Origin of the sequence: Pseudomonas sp. NFX1, from assembly GCF_051123555.1 — a bacterium.
Lineage (GTDB): Bacteria > Pseudomonadota > Gammaproteobacteria > Pseudomonadales > Pseudomonadaceae > Aquipseudomonas > Aquipseudomonas capeferrum.
Genome location: NZ_CP169366.1, coordinates 278,587 through 300,753, shown reverse-complemented (window position 1 = coordinate 300,753; position 22,167 = coordinate 278,587). Strand labels below are relative to the sequence as shown.

The 22,167-nt window shown below is 62.1% G+C and carries 20 protein-coding genes and 5 tRNA genes; 6 read left to right on the top strand and 19 right to left on the bottom strand.

Going from position 1 to position 22,167, the window contains the following annotated elements; translation table 11 throughout:
• Positions 1-9: 9 nt before the first annotated feature.
• The 4 genes from abaF to DJ563_RS01300 all read left to right on the top strand — a co-directional run bounded on the left by abaF (position 10) and on the right by DJ563_RS01300 (position 3,561).
• Positions 10-1,383, top strand: coding sequence for a fosfomycin efflux MFS transporter AbaF (abaF, locus tag DJ563_RS01315; RefSeq protein WP_274098337.1), 1,374 nt, complete (start codon positions 10-12; stop codon positions 1,381-1,383).
• Positions 1,384-1,420: 37 nt separating this feature from the next.
• Positions 1,421-2,365 carry a dihydrodipicolinate synthase family protein gene (locus DJ563_RS01310; RefSeq protein WP_434518687.1) on the top strand — a complete coding sequence of 315 codons (945 nt, stop codon included), beginning with the start codon at positions 1,421-1,423 and terminating at the stop codon, positions 2,363-2,365.
• A gap of 129 nt (positions 2,366-2,494) precedes the next feature.
• On the top strand, positions 2,495-3,238 hold the full coding sequence (locus DJ563_RS01305) for an AzlC family ABC transporter permease (protein WP_274098339.1): 744 nt from the start codon (positions 2,495-2,497) through the stop codon (positions 3,236-3,238).
• A complete protein-coding gene (locus tag DJ563_RS01300; RefSeq protein WP_033699548.1) occupies positions 3,235-3,561 on the top strand; it encodes an AzlD domain-containing protein in 327 nt (108 codons plus the stop codon). Before DJ563_RS01305 ends, DJ563_RS01300 begins: the two co-directional genes overlap by 4 nt.
• A 24-nt stretch (positions 3,562-3,585) precedes the next feature.
• Here the strand turns inward: DJ563_RS01300 and DJ563_RS01295 are convergent.
• The 3 genes from DJ563_RS01295 to DJ563_RS01285 all read right to left on the bottom strand — a co-directional run bounded on the left by DJ563_RS01295 (position 3,586) and on the right by DJ563_RS01285 (position 4,655).
• Positions 3,586-3,662: transfer RNA gene (locus DJ563_RS01295), tRNA-Arg, on the bottom strand.
• 87 nt (positions 3,663-3,749) lie between these two features.
• The gene (gene phnN, locus DJ563_RS01290; RefSeq protein WP_274098340.1) at positions 3,750-4,379 is read right to left on the bottom strand and encodes a phosphonate metabolism protein/1,5-bisphosphokinase (PRPP-forming) PhnN; all 630 of its coding nucleotides are present in this window, start codon (positions 4,377-4,379) and stop codon (positions 3,750-3,752) included.
• A gap of 12 nt (positions 4,380-4,391) precedes the next feature.
• Positions 4,392-4,655, bottom strand: a complete 264-nt coding sequence (locus tag DJ563_RS01285) for a hypothetical protein (RefSeq protein ID WP_077068496.1) — start codon at positions 4,653-4,655, stop codon at positions 4,392-4,394.
• 72 nt (positions 4,656-4,727) lie between these two features.
• Between DJ563_RS01285 and DJ563_RS01280 the strand changes: the two genes are divergently transcribed.
• Entirely contained in the window at positions 4,728-5,054 is a 327-nt protein-coding gene (locus DJ563_RS01280) for an Arc family DNA-binding protein (RefSeq protein WP_033699552.1), read from the top strand.
• Between the two features lie 96 nt (positions 5,055-5,150).
• Here the strand turns inward: DJ563_RS01280 and mgtE are convergent, their stop codons facing one another.
• The 8 genes from mgtE to alaS form a co-directional block, all read right to left on the bottom strand.
• Entirely contained in the window at positions 5,151-6,593 is a 1,443-nt protein-coding gene (mgtE, locus tag DJ563_RS01275) for a magnesium transporter (protein ID WP_033699555.1), read from the bottom strand.
• 400 nt (positions 6,594-6,993) lie between these two features.
• A tRNA-Arg gene (locus tag DJ563_RS01270) sits at positions 6,994-7,070 on the bottom strand.
• 73 nt (positions 7,071-7,143) lie between these two features.
• Positions 7,144-7,220 (bottom strand) — tRNA-Arg (locus DJ563_RS01265).
• Between the two features lie 72 nt (positions 7,221-7,292).
• Positions 7,293-7,369, bottom strand: a tRNA-Arg gene (locus DJ563_RS01260).
• 107 nt (positions 7,370-7,476) lie between these two features.
• Positions 7,477-7,567: transfer RNA gene (locus DJ563_RS01255), tRNA-Ser, on the bottom strand.
• Between the two features lie 72 nt (positions 7,568-7,639).
• Entirely contained in the window at positions 7,640-7,828 is a 189-nt protein-coding gene (gene csrA / locus DJ563_RS01250) for a carbon storage regulator CsrA (RefSeq protein WP_003254503.1), read from the bottom strand.
• 163 nt (positions 7,829-7,991) lie between these two features.
• Positions 7,992-9,227, bottom strand: coding sequence for an aspartate kinase (locus DJ563_RS01245; protein ID WP_033699557.1), 1,236 nt, complete (start codon positions 9,225-9,227; stop codon positions 7,992-7,994).
• Positions 9,228-9,311: 84 nt separating this feature from the next.
• A complete protein-coding gene (gene alaS, locus DJ563_RS01240; protein ID WP_434518686.1) occupies positions 9,312-11,936 on the bottom strand; it encodes an alanine--tRNA ligase in 2,625 nt (874 codons plus the stop codon).
• Positions 11,937-12,359: 423 nt separating this feature from the next.
• On the opposite strand from alaS, the gene DJ563_RS01235 reads away from it, so the two are divergent.
• The gene (locus DJ563_RS01235) at positions 12,360-13,196 is read left to right on the top strand and encodes a hypothetical protein (RefSeq protein ID WP_434518685.1); all 837 of its coding nucleotides are present in this window, start codon (positions 12,360-12,362) and stop codon (positions 13,194-13,196) included.
• A gap of 5 nt (positions 13,197-13,201) precedes the next feature.
• On the opposite strand, the gene astE is transcribed toward DJ563_RS01235, so the two are convergent.
• The 8 genes from astE to argR form a co-directional block, all read right to left on the bottom strand.
• Positions 13,202-14,209, bottom strand: a complete 1,008-nt coding sequence (astE, locus tag DJ563_RS01230) for a succinylglutamate desuccinylase (RefSeq protein ID WP_274098798.1) — start codon at positions 14,207-14,209, stop codon at positions 13,202-13,204.
• Positions 14,210-14,219: 10 nt separating this feature from the next.
• Positions 14,220-14,510, bottom strand: coding sequence for a topoisomerase II (locus DJ563_RS01225; protein ID WP_033699561.1), 291 nt, complete (start codon positions 14,508-14,510; stop codon positions 14,220-14,222).
• A 14-nt stretch (positions 14,511-14,524) separates the two neighbouring features.
• Positions 14,525-15,874, bottom strand: coding sequence for an N-succinylarginine dihydrolase (astB, locus tag DJ563_RS01220; RefSeq protein ID WP_434518684.1), 1,350 nt, complete (start codon positions 15,872-15,874; stop codon positions 14,525-14,527).
• Positions 15,875-15,897: 23 nt separating this feature from the next.
• Positions 15,898-17,361: a succinylglutamate-semialdehyde dehydrogenase gene (gene astD / locus DJ563_RS01215; RefSeq protein ID WP_434518683.1), complete on the bottom strand. Its 1,464-nt coding sequence runs from the start codon at positions 17,359-17,361 to the stop codon at positions 15,898-15,900.
• Positions 17,362-18,390, bottom strand: a complete 1,029-nt coding sequence (gene astA / locus DJ563_RS01210) for an arginine N-succinyltransferase (protein WP_033699564.1) — start codon at positions 18,388-18,390, stop codon at positions 17,362-17,364.
• A gap of 86 nt (positions 18,391-18,476) precedes the next feature.
• Positions 18,477-19,496 carry an arginine/ornithine succinyltransferase subunit alpha gene (gene aruF / locus DJ563_RS01205; RefSeq protein WP_434518682.1) on the bottom strand — a complete coding sequence of 340 codons (1,020 nt, stop codon included), beginning with the start codon at positions 19,494-19,496 and terminating at the stop codon, positions 18,477-18,479.
• 142 nt (positions 19,497-19,638) lie between these two features.
• Entirely contained in the window at positions 19,639-20,859 is a 1,221-nt protein-coding gene (locus DJ563_RS01200) for an acetylornithine transaminase (protein ID WP_274098795.1), read from the bottom strand.
• Positions 20,860-21,123: 264 nt separating this feature from the next.
• Entirely contained in the window at positions 21,124-22,104 is a 981-nt protein-coding gene (gene argR, locus DJ563_RS01195) for a transcriptional regulator ArgR (RefSeq protein WP_274098794.1), read from the bottom strand.
• Positions 22,105-22,167: the final 63 nt, after the last annotated feature.

Below are 22,167 nucleotides of genomic sequence, written 5' to 3'. Positions count from 1 at the left end.
TGCAAAACGATGGCCACACCCACAACGGCGGCATCAGTGAGTGCCGCGAACACAGCAGAAAAGGCGCCTGCGGGCATCAAACGCGTGGTGGCAGCCGCAATGGCGGGCGCCGTTGCCGAATGGTACGAATTCTTCCTGTATGGCACCGCGTCCGCGCTGGTCTTCGGCCAGCTGTTCTTCCGCCAGACCGGCAGCGCGATGGACGGCATCATCGCGGCCTTCGCCCTCTATGCCGTGGGCTTTCTCGCCCGCCCCATCGGCGGCCTGGTGTTTGGCCACTATGGCGACAAGGTCGGGCGCAAACACTTGCTGCAGATCAGCCTGATCGTGGTCGGGGTGACCACGTTCCTCATGGGCTGCCTGCCCACCTTCGAACGCATCGGCTATGCCGCCCCCATCCTGCTGGTGGTATTGAGGCTGATTCAGGGCTTTGCCTTTGGCGGCGAATGGGGTGGTGCCGTGCTGCTGGTGTCCGAACACAGCCCGGACAACCGTCGCGGCTTCTGGGCCAGCTGGCCGCAAGCGGGCGTGCCGGCAGGCAACCTGATTGCCACGGTCATCCTTCTGCTGCTCTCGACCAACTTGTCCGAAGCGCAATTTCTCGACTGGGGCTGGCGCGTCGCCTTCTGGTTCTCGGCCGTGGTGGTGCTGATTGGCTACTGGATCCGCACCCGGGTCGATGATGCCCCCATCTTCAAAGAGGCCCAGGCTCGCCAGCAGCGGGTGGAAAGCCAGCAACTGGGCGTGGTCGAGGTGGTCACCAAATACTGGCGCGAAGTGCTGATCGGCATCGGTGCCAGGTTTGCGGAAAACATCCTCTACTACATCGTCGTCACCTTCTCCATCACCTACCTGAAGCTGGTGGTGCACAAGGACACGTCAGAGATCCTGCTGCTGATGTTTGGCGCTCACCTGCTGCACTTCTTCATGATCCCGCTCATGGGCTACCTCTCGGACATCATCGGCCGCAAGCCTGTGTACCTGATCGGCGCCGTGCTCACCGCCTTCTGGGGCTTCGTCGGCTTCCCGATGATGGACACCGGCAACGACTGGCTGATCATGGCAGCCATCACCCTGGGCCTGGCCATCGAGTCGATGACCTATGCGCCCTACTCCGCCCTGATGGCCGAGCTGTTCCCGACCCATGTGCGCTACACCGCCCTGTCGCTGTGCTACCAGGTGGCGCCGATCCTGGCCGGTTCACTGGCGCCGCTGATCGCCGTGACCCTGCTGAAGGAATACAACAGCTCAACGCCGATCGCCTGGTACCTGGTGGCCTCCGCCGTGATCTCGATCATTGCCGTGGCCGGTGCCAGGGAAACACGTGGCAAGTCGCTGCGGGCGGTGGATGAAGAATCCCTGGCACGCACCGCCGACCGCTGACAGACCAACAAGAACGACAACCCTCGAGGTAATGACCATGAGCAACATCTTCACCGGCACCATCCCCGCACTGATGACCCCGTGCACCCCCGAGCGCAAGCCCGATTTTGACGCCCTGGTGCGCAAAGGCCGCGAACTGATCGAAGCCGGCATGAGCGCCGTGGTGTATTGCGGCTCCATGGGCGACTGGCCGCTGCTCACCGAGGCAGAGCGCCAGGAGGGAGTGGCACGCCTGGTAGCGGCCGGCATCCCGACCATCGTCGGCACCGGTGCGGTCAACTCCCGCGAAGCCGTGGCCCATGCCGCCCATGCGGCGAAGGTCGGCGCCCAGGGGTTGATGGTGATCCCCCGTGTGCTGTCCCGTGGTGCGTCGGCAGTGGCCCAGAAGGCCCACTTCAAGGCCATCCTCGATGCCGCCCCGCAGCTGCCGGCGGTGATCTACAACAGCCCGTACTACGGGTTCGCGACCCGCGCCGACCTGTTTTTCGAACTGCGCCGCGAGCACCCCAACCTGATCGGCTTCAAGGAGTTCGGCGGCGCTGCGGATATGCGTTATGCCGCAGAGTTCATCACCTCCAAAGATGATGACGTCACCTTGATGGTGGGCGTCGATACCCAGGTGGTGCACGGGTTCGTCAACTGCAATGCCACCGGCGCCATCACCGGCATTGGCAATGCGCTGCCGCGCGAGGTGCTGCACCTGGTGGCGCTGGCCAAACGTGCAGCCCAGGGCGATGCCAAAGCGCGGCGCCTTGCCGGGGAACTGGAAGCGGCCCTGGCCGTGCTGTCGTCCTTCGATGAAGGCTGCGACCTGGTGCTGTACTACAAGCACCTGATGGTGCTCAACGGCAACCCGGAATACGCCCTGCACTTCAACGAAACCGATGCATTGACCGACGCCCAGCGCCGCTATGCCGAACAGCAGTACGCGCTGTTCCGCGCCTGGTACGCCGACTGGTCGGCGGCCAACAACGTAGACTGACAACGCGCAGCCCTGCCCCCTCCCCTGGGCAGGGGGCGACAGCGTGTAAGATCCACCCTTGCGGCCAACTGTGACGGGCATTACCTTGGCAGCAACCCTCGCCCTCCCGTACACCGTCAAGGACTTCAAATGCCGTACCCCAGCGCGACCCAAGCGTTCAGACAGGGCGCCCACAGCGTCCTGCCGTTGACCTCCGGGGTCGTGCCGTTCGGCTTGATCACCGGGGTCACGGCCATCGGCATGGGCCTGTCGCCCGCCGATGCCATCGGCATGACCTTGCTGTTCTATTCAGGCTCGGCGCAAATGGTGGTGATGCAGTTGATGCAGAACAGCGCCCTGCCGGTAACCATGGTGGTCACGGCGCTGGTGATCAACCTCCGCTTCCTGATGTACAGCGCCAGCCTGGCCCCGCACCTTGGCCACCTGCCACGGCGGCGCAAGTGGCCAATGGCCTACCTGCTTTCGGACCAGTCCTTTGCCTTGTGTTCGTTGAAAATGGCCTCGGGGGAACTGGGCCGTTTCGCCTTCCACTACTATGCCGGCACGGCCATCACCATGTGGTTCGGCTGGAACCTCTCGGTGCTGGCCGGCATATACCTGGGCGCGGGCATCCCGGAAGACTGGTCCCTGGGCTTTGCCATCCCCTTGTCGTTCCTGGCGCTGCTGATCCCCAGCCTGCGCAGCCCGGCGACCCTAGGCGCGGCATTGACCGGTGGTGTACTCGCCGTGCTGGCGGTGGGCCTGCCCTATAACCTGGGCCTGTTGGCGGGTGCACTGGGCGGGATCATCGCCGGCCTGCTCCTCGAGCGCCTGCAAAAAGGCAGAACCGTGCAGCCTGTAGCTGATGAAAACCGCGAACAGGAAGCATCATGAGCGAAATGACCCCGTGGATGACCTTCCTGCTGATCGGCCTGGGCACCTTTGCGGTGCGCTTGTCGTTCATCGAGTTCTACGCCGTGCTGCGCATACCGCCGCTGTTTCGCCGCGCCCTGGCGTATGTGCCGGCCAGCGTACTGGCCGCACTGGTGCTGCCGGCCGTGGTGCTGCCTGACCGGCAGGCCGACTTCGACTGGCTGAACCCGCAGATACCGGCCGCGATACTCGCGGGCCTGGTGGCCTGGCGCACGCGCAGCACGCTGCTGACGCTGGGCGTGGGCATGGGCGCGCTGTGGGCGTTGAAGCACTGGGGGCTGTAGGCTTTGGCGGAGGGAGTGAAGAAATGGCGTCCCAGGCAGGAATTGAACCTGCAACCTTCCCCTTAGGAGGGGGATGCTCTATCCAATTGAGCTACTGAGACGCAAACACCGGCAGTGAGCACTGCACGGTTGGACGGCCAGCATGTTAACCAGCATGCTGGCGTTTGTCATGCTGCAACAGGCCTTTTTCACGTAATCCTTTTCTGCGGGCCGGTGCCGGGCACGTCTGGCCCGGCAAGCACGCCTTCATCGTGAAGCAGTTTGAACAATCTCGTCACCGCTGCTTCGAGCGTGCTGGAGTTGTCCAACACATGAACTGACGGATCGGCAACCGCCTGCAACCCGCTGTTACGTGCCAGGCGCTGCTCGATCTCTTGCGCAGTCTCCCGGCCCCTGGCAAGCAAGCGCTGGCGCAGCACCTGCGGTTTCACGTCGATGAGCACCGGCAGAAGGTCCGGGTAGCGCCGCCGCGCTTCGCTCAGGTAGGCGCGGGAACCGTTCACCAGCACCGGCCTGCCCGCCTGCAGCCATTGATCGACCTGCAGCGGGATGCCGTAACCCAGGCCATTGGCGCGCCAGTGCATGGCGAATGCACCCTGGGCACACAGCGCTTCGAACTGCTCGGCAGTGACGCCGTGGGCCGCTTCACCCTTGGCTTCGGCCGAACGGGTGATGACGCGACGGGCGATTTGCACCCCGGCTGCAACAAGTTGTTCGCGCGCGGCATCGATCAGGGAATCTTTCCCGGAACCCGAGGGTCCTATGAGAAATATCAGCCGGCCTGTCGCTGATCGACGAGCGCTTGCGTCATGTTGCATAGCCACTATGCTCTATGGAAGGAAACCCGCGCATTCTAGGTGTTTTCTTGGCCTTTTGCTGCGTTTTACCAGTTTTTGACGGCAGAAGAATGACGGCAGGGCAAGTTGGGGCAGGTAAAACTTTTCAAACCAGTGCTCATTTCTGATAATTGGTACTGGCATAAAGCCTTTATCCAGCTCACTATTTGTCACAGAATTGACGCCAAGGAAACGGCGAGCATGAGGCAAGATGAGCATCCAATTTTCCATGTCGGTTGAACATTTTGTCGTCGTCACGGTCGTACTTCCACCCCCGTGCGGCCAATTTGACAACCGCGTCCCCTGAACCAGAAAATCCGGTCAATTTATATGCGCCCATTGAAACAGGCTATTTATTCGAGCCGCACTGCTGACAAGTTTGTCGTCCGCCTGCCAGACGGGATGCGTGAGCGCATTGCCGAGGTAGCGCGCAACCATCACCGCAGCATGAACTCCGAAATCATCGCGCGCCTGGAACAGAGCCTTATCCAGGAAGGTGCGTTGGGTGACGAGCTGAGCATGCGCCTGGACAGCCCTGAACTGTCCCTGCATGAGCGCGAGTTGCTGCAGCGCTTCCGCCAACTGTCGCACCGACAGCAGAACGCTCTGGTCGCCCTCATCGCTCACGATGTGGAAATGGCCGCAGACGCTTCCTGACGTCAGCTTGCAAGCGAGTACAAAAAAGCCAGCGTAAGCTGGCTTTTTTGGTTCTGCCTGTGGGAGCCGGGTTCACCCGCCCCCACACGCCGGGGTTCAGAGCAGGAACAGCGTCGCCAGCCCGAGGAAGATGAAGAACCCGCCACTGTCGGTAACCGCAGTGATCATCACGCTCGACCCCATCGCCGGATCGCGCCCCAGACGCGTCAGCGTCATCGGGATCAACACGCCCATCAGCGCGGCCAACAGCAGGTTAAGCGTCATCGCCGCGGTCATCACCAGGCCCAGCGACCAGCTGTCATACAGCCAGAACGCCACCACACCGATCACACCACCCCAGATCAGGCCGTTGAGCAGCGACACCGCCAGTTCCTTGCGCATCAACCGGCTGGTATTGCCTGGCGACACCTGGTCCAGCGCCATGGCGCGCACGATCATGGTGATGGTCTGGTTGCCAGAGTTACCACCAATACCTGCCACGATCGGCATCAGCGCAGCCAGCGCCACCAGCTTCTCGATCGAACCCTCGAACAGGCCGATCACCCGCGAGGCCAGGAACGCCGTGATCAGGTTGATGGCCAGCCACGCCCAGCGGTTGCGCAGCGAACGCCAGACCGAAGCGAAGATATCTTCTTCTTCGCGCAGACCTGCCATGTTCAGCACTTCGCTCTCGCTCTCCTCACGGATCAGGTCGACCATTTCGTCGATGGTCAGACGGCCGATCAAGCGATCGCTCTTGTCCACCACCGGGGCGGATACGAGGTCGTAACGCTCGAAGGCTTGAGCAGCGTCGTAGGCATCTTCATCGGGATGGAAGGACACCGGGTCGGTCGCCATGACCTCCGCCACCTTCTTGTCCGGGTCATTGACCAGTAGGCGCTTGATAGGCAGCACGCCCTTGAGGATGCCGTCATAGTCGACCACGAAGAGTTTGTCGGTGTGGTTCGGCAACTCTTTCAGGCGGCGCAGGTAACGCAACACGACTTCGAGGCTGACGTCTTCGCGGATGGTGACCATCTCGAAGTCCATCAGCGCACCCACCTGCTCCTCGTCGTAGCTCAACGCCGAGCGCACGCGCTCGCGTTGCTGGGCATCGAGGGTTTCCATCAACTCGTGAACGACGTCGCGCGGCAGCTCCGGCGCCAGGTCGGCGAGTTCGTCGGCGTCCATTTCCTTGGCAGCGGCGAGCAGCTCGTGATCGTCCATGTCGGCGATCAGCGATTGACGAACCGAATCGGAAACTTCAAGCAGGATGTCGCCGTCGCGATCCGAGCGCACCAGCTGCCAGACCGTCAGGCGGTCTTCCAGGGGCAAGGCTTCGAGGATGTAGGCGACGTCGGCGGGGTGCAGGTCATCGAGCTTGCGCTGCAGCTCGACCAGGTTCTGGCGGTGGACCAGGTTTTCCACCAGATCGTGGTGAGCACCCTCCTGGCGGTGGGTGAGGTCTTCGACCACACGCTGACGCTGCAGCAGTTCGACCACCTGGGCCAGGCGATCCTGCAGGCTCTCTTGCGCTTTCTTTACTTCTACTTCAGTCATAGGCGAACTCCACTCCCAGCAGCGGAGCACGCCGGGGGAATCAATCGGTCAGATCTTTCTGTATGAAACTTGTTAAGGAGTAACTACTGGGTAAGTCCATGGTGGTATTCCACAAGCCCCGGCGGGGCTGACGGGCGCAATCATACACTGCCTCGGCGGGCAGATCGCTTAAATTTTTGGCCAGAACAATCGTTTGCGAGATAAAGCTAGGACAACGCTCGAAGCTATCAGTGCGACGGCTGCACTGGATCAGGAAGCACATTTGTTTTCTGGGCAGGTGGCGCGCAGCTTCTGGCGGTACCCCAGCGATTACAGAAAAGCTTAGTTGGACATCGCCGACAATTCAGCGAAACAGAAAAACAAAAAGCCCGCTTGAATAAGCGGGCTTTTTGTTTGTGTGTGGCGGACTCAGCAGGATTCGAACCTGCGACCGCTCGGTTCGTAGCCGAGTACTCTATCCAGCTGAGCTATGAGTCCGCAATTGGTAGTTTTAGACCAGGTTACCACTGGTTGACTGAAGTAGCCTTGCAAGCAGAGCCACTTCAAAAAGTGGCGGACTCAGCAGGATTCGAACCTGCGACCGCTCGGTTCGTAGCCGAGTACTCTATCCAGCTGAGCTATGAGTCCGCAATGGGTAGTTTTAGACCAGATTACCACTGGTTGTTTGAAGTAGCCTTGTAAGCAAAGCCACTTCAAAAGTGGCGGACTCAGCAGGATTCGAACCTGCGACCGCTCGGTTCGTAGCCGAGTACTCTATCCAGCTGAGCTATGAGTCCGTGTCTTGCCGCGCATTATAGGCCGCCGAATCATTTTAGCAAGAACTTTTTTCGTTTAATTTCAACGACTTAGCGTTCTTACCGATTACAGCGTCCTAAGCGAATAATGGCGGTGAAGGGGGGATTCGAACCCCCGATACCCTTATGAGGTATACTCCCTTAGCAGGGGAGCGCCTTCGGCCACTCGGCCACCTCACCGCAACACGAGGCGAATATTAAAGAACCTCTTTCACCTTTGCAACCCTTTTTTTGAAAAAAACTTCAAAAAAATTAAAGGCTTGGCTCTTCATCCTTCTCCTTCTTGATCCGCAGGTAGATTTCCTCGCGGTGAACGGCCACTTCTTTAGGGGCGCTGACGCCAATACGCACCTGGTTGCCTTTGACGCCAAGCACCGTCACGGTGATCTCGCCGTCTCCAATGATCAGGCTCTCGGCGCACCGACGAGTCAGAATCAACATAGCTTTCTCCTTACGCATAACATTCAGGGGTAACAGTCTTGGGTATCAGGGCCTGGCCGTGGACGACGACCCAGGCCCTGGTTGTTCGCCACGCAGGGCAAGCGCCTGCGTGGCGAGCAGAAACGCGAAGGGCGCGGCAAGCCGCGCCCTTCCAGGCAGCGCCTTACTCGCCCTGTCGGGCAGGAGCGTCGAGCTCGAACGCGGTGTGCAGCGCGCGTACGGCCAGCTCCAGGTACTTCTCTTCGATCACTACCGACACCTTGATCTCGGAGGTGGAGATCATCTGGATATTGATACTCTCCTTGGCCAGGGCTTCGAACATGCGGCTGGCAACGCCTGCGTGGGAGCGCATGCCAACGCCAACGATCGAGACCTTGGCGATCTTGATGTCGCCGATCACTTCACGGGCACCGATTTCGCGGGCGGTATTTTCCAGCACGCTTTGCGCCTTCTCGTACTCGTTGCGGTGTACGGTGAAGGTGAAGTCGGTGGTGTTATCGTGCGCAACGTTCTGCACGATCATGTCGACCTCGATGTTCGAGGCACTGATCGGGCCGAGGATCTTGAAGGCCACGCCCGGGGTATCCGGCACGCCGCGAATGGTCAGCTTGGCTTCATCACGGTTGAAGGCGATACCGGAAATGATCGGCTGTTCCATGGATTCCTCTTCATCAATGGTAATGAGGGTACCTGGACCCTCCTTGAAGCTGTGCAGCACGCGCAGCGGGACGTTGTACTTGCCGGCGAACTCCACCGAACGGATCTGCAGCACCTTGGAGCCGAGGCTGGCCATTTCCAGCATCTCTTCGAAGGTGATCTTCTCCAGGCGCTGCGCCTGCGGCACAACGCGCGGGTCAGTGGTGTAGACGCCATCGACGTCGGTGTAGATCTGGCATTCGTCGGCCTTGAGCGCCGCCGCCAGGGCTACGCCGGTGGTGTCGGAGCCGCCACGGCCGAGGGTGGTGATGCTGCCGTGCTCGTCGACACCCTGGAAGCCTGCAACCACGACCACGCGCCCTTCCTTGAGGTCGTTGCGAATCTTCTGGTCGTCGATCTGCAGGATGCGCGCCTTGTTGTGCGAGCTGTCGGTCAGAATACGCACCTGGTTGCCGGTGTAGGACACCGCTGGCACACCACGCTTGATCAAGGCCATGGTCAGCAGGGCAATGGTAACCTGCTCACCGGTCGACACGATCACATCCAGCTCACGTGGAACCGGCTGATCGGTGATCTGCTTGGCCAGATCGATCAGGCGATTGGTTTCACCGCTCATGGCCGACAGCACAACCACCAGGTCGTCGCCTGCCTCACGGTGTTTCTTGACCTTTTCGGCTACCTGCTCGATCCGCTCGATGGAACCGACAGAGGTGCCGCCAAATTTCTGTACGATCAACGCCATTTCAATGGTGCCTCAGCCCATACAGGGCCCCAAAAAACAATCCAACATGAAGGGGCCGGCGGCGACTCCGCCGGCCCCTTCATCTCAAAGTCCCTGCTCTGCGAACGGCACGGCCAGCGCCAGGGCCTGGTCCAGCGCAGCGACGTCGACGCCGCCACCCTGGGCCATGTCCGGACGGCCACCGCCCTTGCCACCCACTTTTGCTGCGGCTTGTTTCATCAGATCGCCAGCCTTGAGTTGGCTGGAGAGGTCTTTGGTCACGCCGGCCACCAGCACGACCTTGCCCTCATGCTCGCTGCCCAGCAGGATCACTGCGTGGCCGAGCTTGTTCTTCAGCTGATCGACCAGGGCCAGCAGGGCCTTGCCATCCTGCCCATCCAGGCGAGCGGCAAGTACCTTGGCACCCTTGACCTCAACGGCCGCATTGGAGAGATCATCCCCGGCGGCGCTGGCGGCTTTGGCCTGCAGCTGTTCCAGCTGCTTCTCCAGCTGACGGTTGCGCTCGAGCACAGCCGACAGCTTGTCGATCAGGTTGTCACGATTACCCTTGACCAGTTGCGCGGCTTCCTTGACCTGCTCTTCGGCAGCGTTCAGGTAGGCCAGCGCAGCCGCGCCGGTAACCGCTTCGATACGACGTACGCCAGAGGCCACGCCGCCTTCGCTGATGATCTTGAACAGGCTGATATCGCCCGTGCGCTTGGCATGGATACCACCGCACAGCTCCACCGAGAAATCGCCACCCATGCTCAGCACACGCACGGTGTCGCCGTACTTCTCGCCGAACAGGGCCATGGCGCCTTTGCGCTTGGCGGTTTCGATGTCGGTCACCTCGGTCAGCACCTCAGTGTTGCGGCGCACTTCACGGTTGACGATCTCTTCCAGCGCCTTGATCTGCTCTGGCTTGACCGCCTCGAAGTGGCTGAAGTCGAAACGCAGGCGCTGGCTATCGACCAGCGAGCCCTTCTGCTGTACGTGATCGCCCAGCACCTGGCGCAGCGCTTCGTGAAGCAGGTGGGTGGCCGAGTGGTTCAGCGAAGTGGCGTGCTGCACATCGGCATCGACCTTGGCCTCGACCTCGACACCCACGCTCAGCGCACCGCTGGCCACCACGCCGTGGTGCAGGAAGGCACCGCCGGTCTTGGTGGTGTCGCGCACGTCGAAGCGCACGGCGCCAGCCTGCAGGTAACCGCAGTCACCGACCTGACCACCGGACTCGGCGTAGAACGGCGTGCGATCGAGGATCACCACACCCTGTTCGCCCTCGCCCAGTTGCTCGACGGCCTGGCCGTCCTTGTACAGGGCGATGACCTTGGCCTGGCCTTCGGTGGTGGTATAGCCCAGGAAGTCTGTGGAGGTGTCGACCTTGACCAGGCTGTTGTAGTCCATGCCGAAGGCGCTGGCAGAGCGGGCACGCTCACGCTGGGCGTCCATTTCGCGCTCGAAACCGGCTTCGTCGATGGTCAGCTCGCGCTCGCGGGCGATGTCGGCGGTCAGGTCCATGGGGAAGCCGTAGGTGTCGTACAGCTTGAACACCACGTCACCCGGGACCACGTCACCCTGCAGTTGCGCCAGGTCCTGCTCGAGGATGCGCAGGCCTTGCTCCAGGGTCTTGGCGAACTGCTCTTCTTCAGCCTTGAGCACGCGTTCGATATGCGTCTGCTGGCTTTTCAGTTCAGGGAAGGCTTCGCCCATTTCAGCCACCAGCGCGGCAACGATCTGGTAGAAGAAGCTGCCCTTGGCACCCAGCTTGTTACCGTGGCGGCAAGCGCGGCGGATGATGCGGCGCAGCACGTAGCCACGGCCTTCGTTGGACGGCAGCACGCCATCGGCAATCAGGAAGCCGCAAGAACGGATATGGTCGGCGACCACTTTCAGCGACGCCTGGCTGTCATTGCTGCAACCGATGGCCTTGGCCGCCGCGCTCAGCAGGTTCTGGAACAGGTCGATCTCGTAGTTCGAGTGAACATGCTGCAGTACCGCACTGACCCGTTCCAGGCCCATGCCGGTGTCTACCGACGGGGCTGGCAGCGGGTGCAAGACGCCATCGGCGGTGCGGTTGAACTGCATGAAGACGTTGTTCCAGATCTCGATGTAACGGTCGCCGTCTTCTTCCGGGGAGCCGGGTGGGCCGCCCCAGATGTCGGCACCGTGGTCGTAGAAGATCTCGGTGCAGGGGCCGCACGGGCCGGTATCGCCCATGGTCCAGAAGTTGTCGGACGCGTACGGGGCGCCTTTGTTGTCACCGATGCGCACCATGCGCTCGGCCGGCACGCCGATTTCCTTGGTCCAGATGTCGTAGGCTTCGTCATCGGTGGCGTACACGGTGACCCAGAGCTTTTCCTTGGGCAGGTTCAGCCACTTGTCCGAGGTCAGGAAGGTCCAGGCGTAGGTGATCGCGTCACGCTTGAAATAGTCACCAAAGCTGAAGTTGCCCAGCATCTCGAAGAACGTATGGTGGCGCGCGGTGTAGCCGACGTTTTCCAGGTCGTTGTGCTTGCCGCCGGCGCGTACGCACTTCTGGCTGCTGACCGCGCGGGTGTAGGCGCGTTTTTCCTGGCCGAGGAAGCAGTCCTTGAACTGGTTCATGCCGGCGTTGGTAAACAGCAGGGTCGGGTCATTGCCCGGAATCAGGGAGCTGGAGGCGACTCGGGTGTGCCCCTGCTCCTCGAAGAAGCGAAGGAAGGCTTCACGGATTTCTGCGCTTTTCATAGGTTCTTCCACGGAAACGGCGGCCCTGGTGGGCAAACGCGTCGACGAAACGACGGCAAAGGGCCGCATTATATCGGTCCTGCAAGCTCGGTGCAGTGTGTTTATGCGATGGAAAACGTCGATTAGACGGTTTTCAGGCGGTTGCAAACGAAAATGACATGACCGGATGCTAATTGCAGCCTTTCGCCACTGGCAAGCCCATTACGGCCGAAGGGAAGGGAAAATGGAATAGACGGTGAATTAAAAGGTTTTCATTCGAAATCGGATCCAAACCAACGCTCTCACTTGCGGCGGGTTGGCCGCGCCGACCGGCAAGCGGCACCTGCATAGCACACTGGAGAATGACTCAGCGCTATCTGTGTAGCGCCCTGTGTCCTGCGCTTATGCCTAGTCTGGCCAGCCATTTCCCAAGAGCACATGCACATGACTACCAATGCAGTAACTGCGCAGCGCGTGGACGGTAATGACAGAAGCAAAGGCGCCGGTTTCGGCGAAATGGATGAAGCCATCGACTATGACAACCCATCGCCTTCAGGGCTCGGCGACTCACGGGTGTATTTCAATTACGAGCTGTTCGATCTCTACAAGGCGCCCTTGGTACATTTTCAGCGCAGGCTCATCGAGGCCATCGATGACGAGGAAAGCGTCGGTAACCTGGACGAGATTCTGGTCTGGTTGAGGACCGCCAATGTGAAATTGAGCCAGGGCAGCGATATCACCCTGGAAGTCGAAGGCGAGTCTTTCATCATTCAGCAGGCCTCACCTGAGCAGCGGCTTCATTTGCTGTTCATGGGCACAGCGCTGCCAGAAACGATTGGCGCTGGCGTCACGTGCCCTCTGCGCATTGACGCCAGCGCCGACCCGGACAGGCATTTTGAAATTACCGCCATCGAAAACCTGTACCTCTACGGCACCCCACAGTTCCTGGCACGCGTCTTCGAACAGCTGGCCCTTCTGCCGGGCTACCCCGAACTCAAGCGGCTTCTGGATACAGCGCGCCAACAGTACGCCAGCGTGCCTGATATCGTGCTCATGCAGCGCCATGCCGGGCCGCCGCAACAGGGCCCGGGTTTTGACCTGCAACGCGTGATCCCTGCCAAGTATTCACATCTGCTGCCGGGCAGCTACACCACTGTGCTTTACGACCCCTATGACGCTAGCGGCCTCGACGGACTGACCACGTTGGCGAGAATCCTGCAGCAGGCCTATAACGCACTGGCACCAGACATGCTGGCCCCTGCCCCAACGTCAGCCGACTGACCGGTTCAGGACAGACTACGCCCTTCATCAGGCACGATGAGAATCCCTGCCCTGAGGCCATTCCTGACCTTGGGGTTGGGGAAGATGATGCGCGCACCCTCCTCTTCGACTACCCAGCGCATCTCGGCCAGGTCTTCAGCCAACAGGTAACCTTTGCTCAACTCGGAGAAGTTTTCGATATCCGCCGGCAAGTGCAGGCGAAAGCCCTCGCTGTGCTTGATGATCTCGCGGGCGACGCTGAACAGTTTCAGGCCATCGAGCGAGTCTTGCGCCTCGGGTTCGGTGCCTTCGATGATCTGGATCAGGCGCTCTTCCAGCTTGTCCAGGTTGACCTCTTCGTTCTGCCCGAACGGCCGCGCCCTGCCCAGCTCCAGGGTAAACGCCTCGGCATCGAGCTGCTCATAGGTGAATGCACTGAAGGTGATGGACGACTTGCTCTGCAGCAGCACCGCCTCCATGCCAGCTGCTGCCAGGCGCGCCAGCTCTCGACGGGAATGCTTGCGCCCCTCCTTGTAGGGGTACAGGGCGAACTGCTCGATCTTCGAGCCACGGATGGCGGTATGCAGGTCGTAATGCAAGCGCATGCGCTCGGGTTTGCTGAAGAACACCCGGGCAAACTGCTCAAGCTCCGCGGCGCGCAGCGCCTCGAAACCACTGGAAAGCTCGTGACGGCCATTGAACAGGCGGTTGATGTCCTGCTCGATGAAGCGCTCGCCCTTGCGGATGGCCGCCGGGTTGCCGAACAGGAACAAAACCCGCGCGCGTGGTTTGATCTTGCCATTGGCCACGCCATGCAGCAGCCGTTCGAGCAATTCGATCGGCGCTGTTTCGTTGCCATGTATGCCGGCCGACAACAGCAGGTCGAGCCCGCAATCTTCAGCCTCGGTCGGGCGCACTTCGAGTGCGCCCTCCCCCAGCCAGCGCAAACGCACGCCCTTGGGTGTAACTTGGGTCTTCTCGGCCGGTTCGTGATCGGTCAAGGTCAGCTCAAGCAATTTGCCGAGGGCGAGCATAGGCACTTCCTTAGTGTTGGTGGCCGCAGTCGGGGCCATGGACGTGATCGTCGCCGTCAGCGACTTCAGCCGGCTCCATTTCCAGCTGCAGGCTGACCAGGTTGGTGGCCATCGGGCGCAGCAGCAGGTTGGCGTACTCGGTGTCGTCTTCCTCGACGTCCACGCCAATCAGCAACTGGCCGCGGCCGTCCTGCTGAATCCACACTTCCTTGCCTTGCCAGACAACGGCAAAACGGGTGCAGGAAGTTTCCAGCTGGGTGCCGTCTTCGTCTTCGAGGATCAGGCGCAGGGCATCGGTCATTACTTAGTCTCTCTTCAAGGTTGGCGTTGGAACGGATAGACCGAACCCAATTGCAGAATCTGAGTCAACTCATCCAGTGCCGTACGGCATTCGACCAACAATTGTGGGTCGGCAAGGTCCGCTTCGCCCATGCGGTCGCGGTAATGCTTGTCTACCCACTGCAGCAGCGTGTCGTACAGCGGCGCGGTCATGATAACGCCTGGATTGACCGCCGCCAGTTCCGATTCCTTCAACGCTACGCGAAGACGCAGGCAAGCAGGGCCTCCGCCGTTCTGCATGCTTTGCTTGAGGTCGAACACCTTGACCTCGCTGACCGGGCCGCCCTGCTGGGTCAACTGGCCAAGATAAGCCCAGACCCGCTCGTTGCTACGGCATTCCTCCGGCACCACCAACAGCATGGAGCCGTCATCACGGCTGAGCAGCTGGCTGTTGAACAGGTAGGAACGCACCGCGTCCTCCACCGCCACTGCCGCACGCGGCACACGGATGGCCTGGAAGTTGCCACCCTTACTGGCCAGTTTAGCTTGCAGCTGGCCAAGCACCGCATCGGTCTCGAGGAAGGCGTCTTCGTGGTAGAACAGCACCTCGCCGTTACCCACCGAAATCACGTCATTGTGGAACACGCCCTGGTCGATCACGGCCGGGTTCTGTTGAGCGTAGACCACGCCGTCGTCGCTCAGGCCATGCAGCCGGGCCACGGCCTGGGACGCTTCCAGGGTCTGGCGCGCCGGGTACTTCTGCGGCGCGGGGTAGCGGCTGTCGAACGCGCTGCGGCCGTAGACGAAGAATTCGACGCCCGCTTCGCCGTAGCGACGGCAGAAGCGTGTGTGGTTGGCCGCCCCCTCGTCGCCGAACTGCGCCACCGCCGGCAACGCCGGGTGGTGAGCGAAGTGCCTGTCATCGGCGAACATCGCACCCAGCACACGGCTGGTGGTCGGGTGCTCGATGCTGCGGTGGTACTTGCAGTTGAGGTTGGCGGCCGTGAAATGCACGCGGCCATCGGCCGTATCGGCACTGGGGCTTACCGTGGCGGCATTGGCCACCCACATGCTCGACGCCGAGCAACTGGCGACCAGCAAGGGCATGGCTTCTCTGGCTGCGCGCTGGATCACCTCGGCATCGCTGCCAGAGAAGCCCAGGCGGCGCAGCGCGGTCACGTCTGGCCGTTCCTGCGGGGCCAGCACGCCCTGCTTGAAGCCCATGTCGGCCAGGGCTTTCATTTTTGCCAGGCCCTGGCGCGCGGCTTCGCGCGGGTTGGACGACTGCTGGCTGTTGCTCTGCGAAGCCACATTGCCGTAGGACAAGCCGCCATAGTTGTGGGTTGGCCCCACCAGGCCATCAAAATTCACTTCGTAGGATTTCATCGGCTAGGCTCCGAGACCGTTTGTTATAGGGTGACGCCCGGCGTCAGGGTTGCCGGCAAGGCGAGGCTGGCGGTCTCCAGCGAGGCCACGGGGTAAGCGCAGTAATCGGCTGCGTAGTAGGCACTGGCGCGGTGGTTGCCGCTGTTGCCGACGCCACCGAACGGCGCGCTGCTGGCGGCACCGGTCAACTGCTTGTTCCAGTTGACGATGCCCGCCCGGCTGCGCAGCCAGAAATACTGGTAGCGCGCGCGGGAGTCGGAGAGCAACCCGGCGGCCAAGCCGTACTGGGTGTTGTTGGCCTCATCGATGGCGGCATCGAAGTCGGTGTAGCGAATCACCTGCAGCAACGGGCCGAAGAACTCTTCGTCAGGGCGCCCGGCAACGGCGCTGACATCGAGGATGCCAGGCGTCAGCAGTGCGGCGTCGACCTGCGGCTGGGTCATCTCCAGCAACTTCACAGCGCCCTTGCCCACCAGGTCGGCCTGGGCTGCAATCAGCGCCTGGGCCGCCTGCAGCGAAATCACGGAGCCCATGAACGGCGCTGGCTGCTGATCGAAGGCGCCCACCGTGATGCTTCTGCACACCTCGACCAGCCGCGCGATCAGCGTATCGCCCCAGACCCCTTGCGGCACCAGCAGGCGACGCGCGCAGGTGCAGCGCTGGCCAGCGGAAATGAATGCCGACTGGATGATGGTGTACACCGCAGCGTCGAGGTCCTTGACCTCGTCCACCACCAGCGGGTTGTTACCGCCCATCTCCAGCGCAAGGATCTTGTCCGGGCGCCCGGCGAACTGCTGGTGCAGCAGGTTGCCGGTGCGGCTGGAGCCGGTGAAGAACAGCCCGTCGATCCCTGGGTTGGCCGCCAGCGCCACACCGGTTTCGCGCCCGCCCTGCACCAGGTTGAGCACACCGGCGGGCAGCCCGGCAGCGATCCAGCAGTTGACGGTCAGCTCGGCAACCTTGGGCGTCAGCTCGCTGGGCTTGAACACCACGCAGTTGCCCGCCAGCAGTGCCGGCACGATATGCCCATTGGGCAAGTGGCCCGGGAAGTTGTAAGGCCCGAACACCGCCACCACACCATGTGGCTTGTGCCGCAACACGGCGGTGGCATCGGCCAGCGGGCCGCTTTTTTCGCCGGTCCGCTCGCGGTAGCTCTGCACCGAAATCGCCACCTTGTTGACCATGCTGGTGACTTCGGTCGCCGACTCCCATAGCGGCTTGCCGGTTTCTTCACCGATGCAATGCGCCAGCGCCTCGGCATGCTGCTTCAGCTGTTCGGCGAATTTTTCCAGCACGTCGATACGCGCTTCCAGGCTCAGCTGTGCCCAGGCCGGAAAGGTCTGGCGAGCGGCCCGCACGGCGGCATCAACCTGGCTGGCATCGGCACCCTGCCCTTCCCAGACCACGGCCTGGCTCACCGGGTTGAGCGATTGCAGGGCGGCGCCCTGGCCGGCCTGCCAGTTGCCGGCGATGTAATGCGTGGTCATTTACTGGGCCTCCCGGCTAGCCGACAGCGGCACGGCACGCACGTTGTCGCCAGCCCCCATGCGCAGGCGCTTGGCGGTCAGCGGGTCGACCACCAGAGTGCCTGCCGCCAGGCGTGCGGGCGCGGCCGTGATGCGGCAGTCGTCGCGTTTGCGGTTGTGGATGATGTAAGGCGTCGCGTCATCGCCGGGGGTACCGACCGCCAGCACCAGGGTCTGGCTTTCGCGCACGGCGCGAATTTTCGCGGTCTCGCATTCGATGGCAGGGCCGGCGTCGAAGATGTCGACATAGCCTTGGTAGCTGAACCCTTCTTGCTTGAGCATGGCCAGCGCAGGCTCGGTGTCGGTGTGCACACGGCCGATCACATTGCGCGCCGCCTCGGACAGGAAGCAGGTGTACAGCGGGAACTTGGGCATCAGCTCGGCGATGAACGACTTGTTGCCCACCCCGGTCAGGTAGTCGGCCTGGCTGAACTCCATCTTGAAGAAGTGCCGGCCCAGGCTTTCCCAGAACGGCGAACGCCCCTGCTCGTCGGACATGCCGCGCATCTCGGCGATGATCTTCTTGCCGAACAGCTCCGGGAATTCGGCGATGAACAGCATGCGTGCGCGTGACAGCAAGCGGCCGTTGAGGCCAGAGCGGTAGTCGCTACGCAGGAACAGCGAGCACAGTTCGGAGTTGCCGGTCAGGTCGTTGGCCAGGAACAGGGTGGGGATTTCGCGGTAGATGTTCAGCTCCTGCGAGGCGCTGACGGTCAGGCCGACCCGGTAGTTGTACCAGGGCTCACGCAGGCCGACGGCACCGGCGATGGCGCTGATGCCCACCACCATGCCTTCGTCATTCTCCAGCACGAACAGGTAGTCGGTATCGCCACGTTCGGCTTCACCACGGAAGCTCTTCTCGGCCCAACCCACGCGATGCCCGAGGCGTTCTTCGTTGGCCGGCAGCGTGGTCAGCCCGGTGGTACCGGTGCTGCGAGCCAGTTCGATCAGCGCGGGTAAATCGCTGCTGCGTACGGGACGAACGATCATGCTATCTCCTTGAGCGGCGACCTCTGCCACCGCGAAACGCTTCGTTTCGAGCTTGCTGTTTCGAACTGTGTGCGCAAGCTCGCGCCTCAGACGGCAACCAGACGCACACTGCCACCCTCACCAATGCCCAGGGCGTCGGCCGCATCGCTCCCCAGGCTGACCGGTTTGCCGGGCACCCAGTCGAGCTCCAGCAACACTGCGCGGTAGTCCTGCAACTGGCCGTTGCATACCAGGTACGGGCGCCCGCCCTTGACCGGGGCATCTTCAAGCTTGACCGGCACCACACGGCTCTGGGCAATCGAGCGAATGCCCGAAGCCCGCGCATGCAAGGTCGGCCCGCCGTCGAAGATGTCGATGTAGTGCTCGGTCTCGAAACCTTCACGCATCAGGATGTCGAAGGTGATCTGCGCCCGCGGATGAACCTGGCCCATGGCTTCCTGGGCTTCGTCGGGCAGCAGCGGCACATAGATCGGGTAGTGCGGCATCAGCTCGGCCAGGAACGTGCGGCTCTTCAACCCGCACAGGCGCTCGGCGTCGGCGTAGTTGAGGTCGAAGAAATTGCGGCCTATGGCATCCCAGAATGGCGATTCGCCCTGATCATCGCTGTAGCCAACGATCTCGGTTACCACCGAGTCGGCGAAGCGCTCCGGGTGCGCGGCCATGAACAGCAGGCGGCCACGCGAGTTGAGCTCGGCCCAGCCACTGCCGACCAGTTCAGGCAAGACGTAGAAGCTGGTCAGCAGGCTGTTGCCGGTCAAGTCATGGCACAGCGACAGGACATGGATCTTGTTGTGGATCTTCAGCTCGCGCGAGGCGTGCACGAAGGTCTCGTTACGGAAACTGTAGAACGGCTCGGAGTAGCCGGCCGAGGCGACGATGGCCGAACAGCCGGCAAGCTTGCCGGTGACGCTGTCTTCGAGCACGAAGAAGTAGCTTTCTTCGCCATTGAAGCTGACCTCGGCGGCGAAGGAGGTTTCCGACGCGGCGATCTTGTCGCCCAGACGGGCAGAATCGTCCGGCAGCGAGGTGACACCAATGGGGCTGTCGGCAGCCATGCGCTGCACTTCGTTCAGATCAGCCATTTGCGCGGGGCGCATCACCAGCATGGTGTCACTCCTTTGGTAAAGCGGGCCGCTTACGGCGGCACGAAAAAACGGCGGGCGCGCGATTGACACTGCAAGCACGCGCCCGCGCTGGAATTCAGGTATCGCCGGCCCCTTCAGGGCCGACGACAGGACCGCAGGCGAATCAGCCCTGGGTCAGTGTGGCCACGGCGCGCTCGAAGCGGTCCAGGCCTTCATCGATGTCGGCATCTTCAACCACCAGGCTAGGCGCGAAACGCACCACGTCCGGGCCGGCTTGCAGCACCATCACCCCTTCTTTCTCGGCGGCGTTGAGCACGTCCTTGGCCTTGCCCTGCCAGGCGTCGGTCAACACGCAACCGATCAGCAGGCCAACGCCACGCACCTGGGTGAACAGGCTGTACTTCTGCCCGATCTGCTCCAGACGAGCCTTGAAGCGCTCATGCTTGGCCTTGATGCCGGCCAGGGTTTGCGGGGTGTTGATCACGTCCAGCACGGCGCAGGCAACGGCGCAGCCCAGCGGGTTGCCACCATAAGTGGTGCCGTGGGTGCCGACAGCCAGGTGCTTGGCCAACTCGGTGGTGGTCAGCATGGCGCCGATCGGGAAACCGCCGCCCAGGCTCTTGGCGCTGGTCAGGATGTCGGGGGTCACACCGTAGTGTTGATAGGCATATAGCGAACCAGTACGGCCGACGCCGGTCTGCACTTCGTCGAAGATCAGCAGTGCATTGTGCTCATCGCACAGCGTGCGTGCGCCTTCCAGGTAAGCCTTGTCGGCCGGGACCACACCGCTCTCGCCCTGGATCGGCTCGATCACCACGGCGCAGGTCTTGTCGGAAATCTGTGCCTTGAGCGCTTCCAGGTCGTTGTACGGCACATGGCTGATGCCGGTGATCTTCGGCCCGAAGCCGTCGGAATACTTTGGCTGGCCGCCAACGCTGACGGTGAACAGGGTGCGGCCGTGGAAGCTGTTCACGGTGGCGATGATTTCGTGCTTTTCAGGGCCGAAACGGTCATGGGCAACGCGACGGGCCAGCTTGAAGGCGGCCTCGTTGGCTTCGGCACCGGAGTTGCAGAAGAAGGCTCGGTCGGCAAAGGTCGCGTCCACCAGTTTGTGGGCCAGGCGCAGCGCCGGCTCGTTGGTGAAGACGTTGGATACGTGCCAGAGGGTGTTGGCCTGCTCGGTCAGCGCCTTGACCAGGGCCGGATGGCAGTGACCCAGGGCGTTGACGGCGATACCGCCAGCGAAGTCGATCAGCTCGCGACCCGACTGGTCCCAGACTCGGGAACCCTCGCCTCGCACAGGAATGAAGGCCGCCGGCGAATAGTTGGGGACCATGACCTGGTCGAAATCGGCACGTTGCACCGGGGCTTGCTCAACGGACATCTGAGTCTCCTGAAGAGGAACGCTGGCCTGGAAGTGGCGAGCGATGGGGGGATTGTAAGGACTGATGGGCGCCTGTCCTTGCGGCCAAGCGACAACTTGTTACAGCGCAAAACCCTGTTTTACCCAGGCTTTCGGCAATGCGACAAACACTGTCGCAATCGCGCAGTGTAACGGGAGTGGGTGGCTGGGTGAACGGGTGTTCACACCGGGATTGGATGCTGCCGGCACCGACCCATTCGTGGGGCCTGCACCGTCAGACAAGCGTCAACCCTTCTCGGCAGGCGCCGAACTCAACTCGAACGGGCTGCTGTTACGCCGCTGATTGCGGTCTTCGCGCGGCGTCGCACCAAAGAAATTGCGGTACGCACTGGAAAAATGCGGCCCCGAGGAGAACCCGCACGACAAGCCGATCTGGATGATCGACTTGCTGGTCTGCATCAGCATTTGCCGCGCCTTGTTAAGCCGCAGCTCGAGGTAATATTGGCTGGGCACCCGGTTCAGGTACTGCTTGAAGATGCGCTCCAACTGCCGACGCGACACGCACACATGCTGGGCGATCTCGTCGGTGGTCAGCGGCTCTTCGATGTTGGCTTCCATCAGCAATACGGCCTGGGTCAGCTTGGGGTGGCTGGAGCCCAGGCGGTTCTGCAACGGAATACGCTGACGCTCGCCCCCCTCGCGGATACGCTCGACCACCAGCTCTTCAGACACCGCCCCGGCCAGCTCCGCACCATGATCACGGGCCAGCACGGCCAGCAACAGGTCAGTCACCGCCATGCCACCACAGGCGGTCAGGCGGTCACGGTCCCAGTCGAACAGGTGGCTGGTGGCGATGACCTTGGGGAAGCGCTCGGCAAAATCGTCCTGCCAGCGCCAGTGCACCGCCGCACGATACCCGTCGAGCAGGCCAAGCTGGGCCAGCGGATACACACCGGCAGACAAGCCACCGATCATGCAACCACTTCGCGCCAGCTGCTTGAGCGCGGTCGACAGCACCGATCCGACGGCCTGCGGTGGCTCGTCGGCCAGCAACAAGAGCTTCTGACAGCCCTCCAGGCGGCCATTCCACGGCTCGCCCGGCAGGCGCCAGGCACCTTCGACAGCAGGCTCGGCCTGAAGAAAGGCTAATTCGTAGACCACATCCGGATGCACGCGTTGGGCCACCTGCAACACTTCCTCGGCCAGCGCCAGGGTCAAGGGCTTGGTGCTGGGCCAGATGAGAAAACCGATTCGCTGGGTGGTCATAGGGTGCGGTCCGAAACCTGGGGTCGTTCGAGTCTGTGGCGCAGGGTCAGGCTGCGCTCGCTG